10 protein-coding genes are annotated in these 10046 nt (G+C 37.2%); all 10 read right to left on the reverse strand.

What is annotated here, in order from left to right:
* Positions 1-161: 161 nt before the first annotated feature.
* The gene (locus tag DXT99_RS12980) at positions 162-1016 is read right to left on the reverse strand and encodes a glycosyltransferase family 2 protein (RefSeq protein WP_147294217.1); all 855 of its coding nucleotides are present in this window, start codon (positions 1014-1016) and stop codon (positions 162-164) included.
* Complete coding sequence (locus DXT99_RS12985; RefSeq protein ID WP_147294218.1) at positions 973-1899, reverse strand: glycosyltransferase family 2 protein; 927 nt, start codon at positions 1897-1899, stop codon at positions 973-975. The genes DXT99_RS12980 and DXT99_RS12985 overlap by 44 nt, the downstream gene beginning before the upstream one ends.
* Positions 1896-2678 carry a glycosyltransferase family 2 protein gene (locus DXT99_RS12990; protein WP_115565984.1) on the reverse strand — a complete coding sequence of 261 codons (783 nt, stop codon included), beginning with the start codon at positions 2676-2678 and terminating at the stop codon, positions 1896-1898. Before DXT99_RS12990 ends, DXT99_RS12985 begins: the two co-directional genes overlap by 4 nt.
* A gap of 102 nt (positions 2679-2780) precedes the next feature.
* Positions 2781-3731, reverse strand: a complete 951-nt coding sequence (locus DXT99_RS12995; RefSeq protein ID WP_115565985.1) for a sulfotransferase family protein — start codon at positions 3729-3731, stop codon at positions 2781-2783.
* Complete coding sequence (locus tag DXT99_RS13000) at positions 3728-4633, reverse strand: glycosyltransferase family 2 protein (RefSeq protein WP_115565986.1); 906 nt, start codon at positions 4631-4633, stop codon at positions 3728-3730. The genes DXT99_RS12995 and DXT99_RS13000 overlap by 4 nt, the downstream gene beginning before the upstream one ends.
* On the reverse strand, positions 4626-5333 hold the full coding sequence (locus tag DXT99_RS13005; RefSeq protein WP_115565987.1) for an FkbM family methyltransferase: 708 nt from the start codon (positions 5331-5333) through the stop codon (positions 4626-4628). Before DXT99_RS13005 ends, DXT99_RS13000 begins: the two co-directional genes overlap by 8 nt.
* Positions 5330-6607, reverse strand: a complete 1278-nt coding sequence (locus DXT99_RS13010; protein ID WP_115565988.1) for an ABC transporter ATP-binding protein — start codon at positions 6605-6607, stop codon at positions 5330-5332. Before DXT99_RS13010 ends, DXT99_RS13005 begins: the two co-directional genes overlap by 4 nt.
* 13 nt (positions 6608-6620) lie before the next feature.
* Complete coding sequence (locus DXT99_RS13015) at positions 6621-7547, reverse strand: ABC transporter permease (RefSeq protein ID WP_115565989.1); 927 nt, start codon at positions 7545-7547, stop codon at positions 6621-6623.
* Positions 7548-7586: 39 nt separating this feature from the next.
* Positions 7587-8699 carry a GDP-mannose 4,6-dehydratase gene (gmd, locus tag DXT99_RS13020; RefSeq protein ID WP_115565990.1) on the reverse strand — a complete coding sequence of 371 codons (1113 nt, stop codon included), beginning with the start codon at positions 8697-8699 and terminating at the stop codon, positions 7587-7589.
* Between the two features lie 100 nt (positions 8700-8799).
* Positions 8800-9735 (reverse strand): GDP-L-fucose synthase, encoded by a 936-nt coding sequence (gene fcl, locus DXT99_RS13025; protein ID WP_115565991.1) that lies wholly within the window; start codon positions 9733-9735, stop codon positions 8800-8802.
* Positions 9736-10046: the final 311 nt, after the last annotated feature.

Genomic DNA, 10046 nt, shown 5'->3' on the forward strand with positions numbered 1-10046 from the left:
TTCCCGAAAAACAGCTAACTTTTGACTATCAACCTCCTTGCAAGTAGAAGCTTTTCTTAGCTTTATGAATTTCTAAGAGTGTAGCCAGAATATTTTTCCAAATCTTGATTTAAAATTCTTCTTCTATCTAAAACTTTGACCAATTCAAAATTAAAAGATTATTAAGGTAGTAACCTGAGGTTTCTAAAAACTTTATAAATTATCCGGCTTCTGATGTTTCTAAGATCTTTTGCTAACCTCTCTTTCTCCCTTAGCATATGTATAGGATCTCCAATCATTCTCGTATAAGCTTCATGATGTTTTTCATACACTTGAATACGAATATTAGCTTCTTCTGCAAAAGTAAAAGAATCAGATCGTGTACCGTTACGGCGTCTGTAATAAAACAATATTTCTGGTATCTGGTAAGCCTCTCCTCCTTCCTTAAGAATAGAAATCCAGTAATCCCAATCCTCCAGACCTTTGTTCATGAAAGAATTATAGCCACCTACCTTATCAGAATCAGCTTTGCGATGCAGGGCAGTACAGAAAATCATGTTCCGGATTAAAAGATTTTCGAAGGTATAAGGTTTAAGAACAATTTCTCCGGTTAATTCACCGAAATAGGCCGCCTTGCAATATACCACTTTTACACCCTCGTTATTTTCGAGCACTTCAATACCTTTCTCTATGTATCTGCTATGAATTTTATCATCGCCGTCTAATGGTAAGATATATTTACCTCTCGCAATTTGTAGTGCACTATTCCTTGCAGTTACAACACCTTGATTTTCTTGAAAAATATATTTAAACCTGTTATCCTGCCCGCAAAAAGAAAGCGCAACCTCCTCCGTATGATCTGTTGATCCATCATTCACTATAATGCATTCCCATTCCTTATATGTTTGACTTAGCACAGAATCTAAAGCCTCTGCAAGATAATGGCCGTAGTTGTAGCAAGGCACTATCACTGAAACTAATGACAACATTTTTTTAAATGATTTTGGTAAGTACTTTTCTTGTGACTCTAGTTCCAAAAAGAGAATGCATAAGTTTCAAAAAGTAGTAGATTAGATATCTATTAGTACCCTCTCTATACATTTTTAAAACAACAGAAAAATTATCCGTCACATAAACTGGATATTTAAAAAGTAATCGCCTATACCAGTTCCTAATATGGTAATTTTTTAAATCTCTGAATATTATTGAATCTATTTTTAAGGACTGAATGGCATATATAGCCTGCAAGGTTGACCTTTTGTCATTTAGTGTATTTTGGGTAGGGTGTATTCTATAGTAGGCTAACTTTTCTTTCATACCATAAAATTTATAGCCTTCAAGTATAAGCTTTAGCCAAAGGTGGTAATCTTCTGCATTTTGTATATTTCTAACTTCTGTAAACCCCCCTACACTCACAATGCTTTCTCTTTTTAAGAGAACAGTTAAGATAGGAATTCTGTTCTTTTCCAGAAATAAACTTAAACCATCTGCTCCCTCTAATAATCCAGTTATAGTGCCGAAAGAAGTTTTGCACCTTTCTTGCTCAGTAAAAATCCAGCCATCACTAAAAACTAAATCAACATTGTATTCTTCCAGACATTCTAGTTGTTTCTCTAACTTACTAGGATGCCATAAATCATCTGCGTCTAGAAAGGCCAAGAAGGCTCCTTTACTATTTCTTATACCATTGTTTCTAGCTTTTCCTTGCTTTCCATTCTCTTGATATATATAACGGATACGAGAATCTACTTTAACGAAATCACTAACTATGGACGCAGTATGATCTGTGGAGCCATCATCCACAACCAAAAGTTCCCAATTATTACATGTTTGAGAAAGTACGCTGCTGATTGATTCCGCAATAAATTGCCCAGCATTATATACAGGCATTATAATGGAAACCAAAGGTATTGAATTCAAAATCTTAACCTTTTTAAATTGCTGTTCAACTTTATAGCTGCTTTTATTATTTTTTGTTTATGGAGCTGCTTGTACTTTTTATTTTCCTTCATTAAATCGAGCACACATTCTGGCACTAAGCTTTCCCATATAATTTCCTTTTCTTCTTTATAACCCTGGTAATTAGTAGCACTCAATCCACTGTTGTCATATGTTACCATTGGGAAATCTAAATGCATATATACTTTGTTATTAAGAAGACTTTTTAGAAATAGCCAATAATCTGAGGCTAATTTATAACGTTCTGGATAGAGACCAAATTCTTTAAATAAATCTGCTCTTATCAAGGAAGCTTGATGATTGATAGTATTAGATTGAAAATAATCTAAATCTAATTTATTAGGAAATTTTTTCAGAAAATCCTCTTTTCCTTTTGAATTTACAACTGATATATCCCCATAATATATATCTGCGCTAGGATTTTTTTTAAAAATACTTAAGCAGTTATAAATGGTATTAACATCAAAAAAACAATCACCACTATTTAAAAAGAGCAAATACTCACCATTAGCCTTAGAAATGCCCTTATTTAAGGCATTATAAATACCTCTATCTGGCTCACTGCACCAATATGTAAATTTAGAAGAGTAATGTGTTATGATTTCTGCACTTCCGTCGGTAGAACCTCCATCTATCACTATGTATTCGAAATCCTCTAAAGATTGTGAGAAAACACTGTCAAATGTTTTTTTCAAACCTAATTCATTATTATAATTAATAGTGATAACAGATACTTCCATAGGAAAATCCTAGAATAGCTTTCTTTGATATTTAAGATACAAATACATAAGATCTATTCTATTCCGTTAAAAAAAGGTAAATAATTTTAGAAAGTTTAAGCTCTAGTTTAGAAGGAAATCGAAATTCAGTGCTTTATACAACTTATACTTTAAATGATCTTTTAATGTCGTTTTATTTAAGCCAACACCTCTTCCAAGCAAAAAAAGAAGTTCATTAAATCTTTGTGTTCTCTCACCGACAAATTCGTAAGGCCCATAGTTTTCAAGAAAGTCTTCACCTAGGAAAAAACCGTAGCCTTTAATAATATCCCCCCAAAAGTTATCATGTAACTTTTTCTTCCAGCTTTCTAAGCTGTTAATTTCTGGCCTTTGATTTTGGTGTACTCCTTTTGGATCTCCCATCAATCCTTGATAAGAAGTGTTGCCCCTGTAGTTTAGAACTGATTCTTCAAAAGGAATTCCTAACCAATCATATATAGATTTTATTCGTACTAGAGGGTCTTTTACAACATCCTCATATTTTACACTATATACATTGGGGTTATTACTATGTTTTAAGCTGAAGTTCTCTATTAAAAAAGGAGCATATAGAAGATCTCTTTCAAAAGGCTTCAATTGATTTATATTATTTTCCTTTACCCAAGTATCAATAATTGAATTTAGTACAGCAAAAGGATGTCTTTTCAATACCAAGATTTTTGCATTAGGAAAGACCTGAACAATCTCATCAAGTATTTCATAATAACGGGGAGTTTTGTCTAAAACGTATTTTGTATTTTCTCTCTGAATTTTCAAATACAGATTTAGTGCAAAGTTATTAATCTCCTCTATCAATATATCTCTTCCTCCTACTTTTCCAGCAAATTCATTTATACCTAAAGTTGCTAGTTTATAATCAAATTTTGCTTCAATTAAGTTAGGTTTTAATATACTTAATAGGGGAAGTAACAACCATGGCTCACTGACAGTTTCAATCCATTGATTATTAGACAGTAAGGCCTGTAAAAGAGTGGAGCCACTTCTTGGTTGAGAAACTATAAATACAAGATTCAAAGTTTATATCTTTTTAATAATAAGGAAACTATTTCAGTAGTCTTTAGTGGATTATCTTTTAAGTATGAAAAGATATATTTGAAGTCCTTTTTGATAGAAGTTGAAGCAAATATTTTACATAATAAATTATAATCTAAGGCCTGCATGGCCTTAAAGTCATCCCTGTTTAATCTGTTAATCAATGCTTTATTCTTTTTTAGCACAAAACGCATTTCTTTTAAAAGAAGTGTTTGCTTTGTTTTTTTTGAAATACCATCAGTATCTTGAATATAACAAGAGGAAATGTTATCACAATATCCAATTTTATATTTATAAGAATATCTTATTCTTGAATCCCAATCATGGAAAGCTCTAATATTTTCATCATAGTAATTAATACTTTTTAACACGTTTTTTCTCATTAACTCGAAACGGAAAACCGTATTATAAGGGAACCTACGGAGAACTACGTCTAAAAAAATATTACCTGTTGGCATACTTTTTCTTTCCTCGCTCCACAAGTTTAAAATATTTAATTCTTCGTCACAAAAAGCAAAATTAGAATATACTATATCATGTTCTGGATTATTTAAAGCATATAAAACTTCTTTTTCTATTTTATCTGGAAGGTATATATCGTCTCCATCTAAATAAGTTATAAAATCACCCTTTGCTTTTTTAAATCCAGAATTCTTATTCCTAGGGATACCAACATTCTCAGTTTGTAGTATAGGAACTACTTTTCCTGGGTATTCAATCTCCCACTCATGAATTTTTTCTCTGCTTCCATCCGTTGAAAAGTCATCAGATATAAGAATTTCTACATTTTGATAAGTTTGATCTAATAAGCTATTAAAAGCTCTGGTAAGCTTTTCTAGTTGGTTATAACTAGTTAGAACAACAGAAACTAAAGGCTTATTCACTTTTCCTAAAGATTAGCGTATTATATGTTTTAGAAATTAGTTTATAACCTAAATCATTAAGATAATTATAGACTTCTCCTTTGAAAATTTCTTCCAATGTACGCCCTACTTCTTCAACTAATAATACTTCAGGTTGAAATCTCTCCCAGTTGTTTGATTTTAAGACTTGTAAGTCAAAACCCTCTACATCTACTGACATAAAGTTTATTTTTGTTCCTTTAGGGACATGTTTATCTAATATTGTAGATAAAGGAAACATTTTTAGTTTTCTTGTCTCTACTATTCTAAAGTTTTTATATCCATTTTTACTCTCAGCCATTTCTTCTGAAAAAGTATTCAAAGCTGGTTCATTGAATATATAATATATAGCCTCTCTCTCCTCTTCAGAAATAGGTAATTCTAAGTTTATGTCATTAGGCCTAATTTTTATAAACTCTTCCATACTCCCTGGCATAGCATCAATATTTATTCCACGCCAACCTTTTAAATAAAATTTAAAAGTATTTGAAAACCGAATTGGATGATGAGCGCCTATATCAACATAAAATCCTTGTTGTAAACCTTCAAAAAGCCTCTCTAAGATAACATCTTCCCCCTCTTGCGAGTAATAGGAGTTAGATTTAATATACGGTTTTAAAATTTCATTTTTTAAACCTACAGGAAGTCGTTTTACTAAAAATCTCTTTAACTTATTTTTCATGATGCTGTCCAATTACCTTTGATTAGACAAGGAGCATTACCTTCAAAGCCTGTCTTCCCACTCATATAAAAATCGCCCATTTCAACACTCATTTTACCCAACGGATCTTTTAGCCAATCTGCCTCTTCTCCATCTACTAAAACTCTTCCATATACATCATATGCTCCAGGGGCAAAAGGAAGTGCATCAATTTTACATTTTATTATTTTATATTCTTGGTCTGTTAAGGAGTAACTTACATTTTGATATGAACTATATAGTACACTCAAATTATCTCCAAATTTTGAATTTATAGAAAAACCAACATCTACTTTTTCTGAACTTTCTACAACTCTTAGAACAAAATTTAATGTTACTGAAGACCCTGATAATATGGTTTCAACCCTTTGACCATTAATATCCTCCATATAAAAATCAGCAAAAGCAACCTTCCCATTACCTGTCCTGTTAAGGGAAAATTCAACCTTTGTATCTGCCACCAAAGTGTTGTTCAATAAATAACTTTCAATAACATTAGAAATACTTCCTTTGTAACTCACTTGTCCATTGGATAAGAGAAGTCCTTTATTACACAAACTTTGAACAGCTGCCATGTTATGGCTTACAAAAAGAACCGTTCTACCTCCACCTTGAGCTACATCCTGCATTTTACCAATTGCCTTCTTTTGAAATTCTGCATCCCCTACAGCTAAAACTTCATCCACAATAAGAATATCGGGTTCCAAATGTGCTGCTACAGCAAAGGCTAAACGTACGCGCATTCCTGAGGAATAGCGTTTCACCGGTGTATCTATATATCGCTCAGTGCCAGAAAATGCTATGATCTCATCTAGCTTTGACCTTATTTCTGCTTTCGTCATTCCAAGAATGGCACCATTAAGGAATATGTTTTCACGTCCAGTCAGTTCTTCGTGAAACCCAGTACCTACCTCCAATAAAGAAGCAATACGTCCTTTCGCCTTGATAGAACCAGTGGTAGGAGAAGTAACACGAGACAACAACTTGAGAAGAGTTGACTTACCTGCACCATTTTTACCAATTATTCCAAGCACCTCACCCTGCTGTACTTCAAAATTAACATCTCGCAGAGCCCAAGTATATTCACTGTTACTCTTTGTGGCACGGTCATTAACCTCACCAAATTTTAAATATGGATCTTCTTTACCTCTTAATTTGTGCCACCATCTGTTTAAGTCATGTGTGATCGTACCTGTACCGTACTCCCCTAGTCTGTATTGTTTAGATAAATTTTCTATTTTGATGATCGTATTCATAATTCACCTCCTGCTAAACAGTATCCATAAATGACTTTTCAACTTTATTAAATATAATAACTCCCAACAGGAATATAAAGATTGAGAATGTCAAAGGATACAAGAAATAAAACCACTCAAATTCCCCATTCCCAAGAAAAGCTAATCTAAATGTTTCAATAATACCCGACATTGGATTTGCCATTATAAAGAGTTGATACTTTTGAGGCACCTCTGCAATGGGATATATAACGGCAGATGCATACATACCTAACTGCACGGCGAAACCTATGAGGAACTGAAGATCACGATACTTAGTAGTAAGCGCAGATATTATCATACCTGAGCCCAGAGCTAACAAAGCCATTATAATTATCAGGAACGGTATTAATAAAAGCAAAAGATTTGGTTGAATAGGAGTTCCTTCAAGAAGAAAATACAGCATGAAGGCTAAGAATAATAAAAACTGTACTCCAAACTTAAGCATGTTGGAAACCACTATGGCAAGTGGTGTTATCAATCTTGGAAAATATACTTTACCAAAGATTCCAGAATTGCTCCTAAACGTAGAAGATGTTGCAGTCAAACAGGAAGAAAAATAGTTCCAGCACGTGATACCAGCCATATAAAATAATAAAGGTGGTACGCCCCCAGTAGACATACCTGCAATACGGCCAAAAACAATTGTAAAGGTAATAGTTGTCAGGAGTGGCTGTAGGAAAAACCAAATTGGACCAAGTACAGTCTGTTTATACACTGCCACAAAATCGCGACGTACAAACATCTGCAATAAATCTCTGTAGCGCCATACTTCCTTTAACTTCAAATCAAAAAGACCAGAGCTAGGTTCTATCACCAGTGTCCAATTCTCCTCCTCATGAGCTTCTTTGCTAATAGAATCTTCGGTGAAGTCAAGTGATTCTTTTTTTTCAACTAGCTTCTTTGTCGTAGTCGTACTCATACCTAATTCTAAGAATAAAATATTATAAAGTAGTTTTTACTACTCATGATAGTTAAGAATTCTGTGACCACCGTCCTTCAGATATGTGTCGCGCCTAAAAAGCTCCACGTCGGCCTGCATCATGTCCTGTACCAGGGTCTTCAGATCGTACTTTGGTACCCATCCTAGCTTCTCTTTGGATTTCGTAGCGTCCCCGATCAAAAGGTCCACTTCTGTTGGTCGGAAATAATTAGCGTCAACACATACAATCTCTTTTCCAATTTCCAGCTGGTACTCCGAATTCGTGCAGGCGGCCACGTAGCCCTTCTCCTCTATACCCTCTCCCTTAAACTCTATCTCCATGCCCACTTCGGCAAAGCTCAACTTCACAAAGTCACGTACCGTGGTGGTCACGCCTGTGGCGATGACAAAATCCTCCGGCGTGTCCTGCTGTAGGATGCGCCACATGGCCTCTACATAATCTTTAGCGTGTCCCCAGTCACGGCGTGAGTCCAGATTACCCAGGTAGAGGCACTGCTGCAGTCCCATGGCTATCCTTGCCGCAGCCCTTGTAATCTTCCGTGTCACGAAGGTCTCCCCTCTCAGCGGCGACTCGTGGTTGAACAAAATTCCGTTGCAGGCAAACATATTATAAGCCTCACGATAGTTAACAGTAATCCAGTAGGCATATAGTTTGGCCACGGCATAAGGAGAGCGCGGATAGAAAGGTGTAGTCTCTGACTGCGGTACTGCCTGCACTAAACCATATAACTCAGAGGTGGAAGCCTGGTAAATGCGTGTTTTCTCTGTCAACCCCAATATTCGGATAGCTTCCAAAATGCGCAAGGTTCCTAAACCATCGGCGTTGGCCGTATATTCCGGCGTGTCGAAGCTCACCTTTACATGGCTCATGGCGGCCAGGTTATAGATCTCATCCGGCTGCGTCTCCTGAATAATGCGAATCAGGTTGGTAGAATCTGTCAGGTCACCGTAATGCAGCTTCATATTGATGTGCTTCTCGTGCGGGTCCTGGTAGAGGTGGTCGATCCTGTCGGTATTGAACATGGAGCTGCGGCGCTTCAAGCCGTGCACCATATAGCCTTTGCTGAGCAGGAGCTCTGCCAGGTAGGCTCCGTCCTGCCCTGTGATGCCTGTGATGAGTGCTGTTTTCATTTTAATCCTGTTAATCTTAAGGTTGTTTCGGGATTGATAGTGAAAGGTATCCAACCACCCCTAACCCCTCCTTGTCTAAGGCGGGGAATTTTGAAAAATTTTAAACCGCCACGTGTTTTGCTTTGAAATCGGCGTAGGCGAGGGCTATGCCCTCTGTCAATTCTGTTGTGTGTTGCCAGCCGAGGCTGTGAAGCTTTGACACGTCCATGAGTTTACGGGGCGTGCCGTCTGGTTTTGAAGTATCAAAAATTAGCTTTCCCTCAAAACTCACCACCTCTTTAACCGATAGGGCCAGTTCTTTGATGCTGATGTCCTTGCCAGTACCAATGTTGATGAGTTCTCTGCCGCTGTATCGCTGCATCAGGAAAAGGCAAGCCTCTGCCAGGTCATCTGCAAACAGGAATTCCCTCATTGGGCTTCCGGAGCCCCAGATAGTCACTGCCTCTGTGCCGCTTTCCTTCGCCTCGTGGAACCTGCGAATTAGGGCTGGCAGCACGTGTGAATTCTGCGGGTGGTAGTTATCGTTGTAGCCGTAAAGGTTGGTGGGCATCACGCTGATAAAGTTACAGCCGTACTGGTCGCGGTAAGCTTCGCAGAGCTTGATGCCCGCTATTTTGGCAATGGCATAAGGCTCGTTAGTTGGCTCCAGTTCACCGGTTAAGAGGTATTCCTCCTTCAGGGGCTGTGGCGCTAATTTTGGATAGATGCAGGAAGAGCCCAGGAACATGAGCTTCTTAACTCCGGTCTCGTAGGCGGAATGGATGACGTTAGCCTCTATCATCAGGTTCTCGTAGAGGAATTCGGCGCGGTAGGTGTTGTTGGCTACAATCCCGCCCACTTTCGCCGCCGCAAGGAACACGTACTCCGGTTGCTCCTCCTGAAAGAAGGTCCGCACCGCCTCCTGCTCCCGCAAGTCCAGTTCTGAAGAACGCCGCGTTATAATATGGCTATAACCCTTTGCCTCCAACTTCCGCACAATGGCCGACCCCACCATTCCACGATGCCCCGCCACATATATCTTCGCACTCTTATCCATTTGTAAATGTATTCATTTTCAAACTCAACCCTCTTACCTTTCTTTGAACATTTGCCGTTGATGTTTCGCCGTTGTTGTTGTTTTCACCAACAACTTACTTTCTTCTTTTTCGCAATGCGGCAACAAATCTAAATTAACAGCTTTATATATCCAAAGGCTTTCCTCCTGGCTGGCTTTTGGTTGTTGGTGAAAACACCATAGCCGTCAGGCTAAGGATAAAGTATATCATTTGGTGATGGTTTTAGTAGCCCGTTCTTGTCTCTTCTTTTTTCTTTCCTGCCTATCCTGATTACCCTTCTGAGCACTTTCCA

The organism is Pontibacter diazotrophicus (genome assembly GCF_003367245.1).
Taxonomy (GTDB): domain Bacteria; phylum Bacteroidota; class Bacteroidia; order Cytophagales; family Hymenobacteraceae; genus Pontibacter; species Pontibacter diazotrophicus.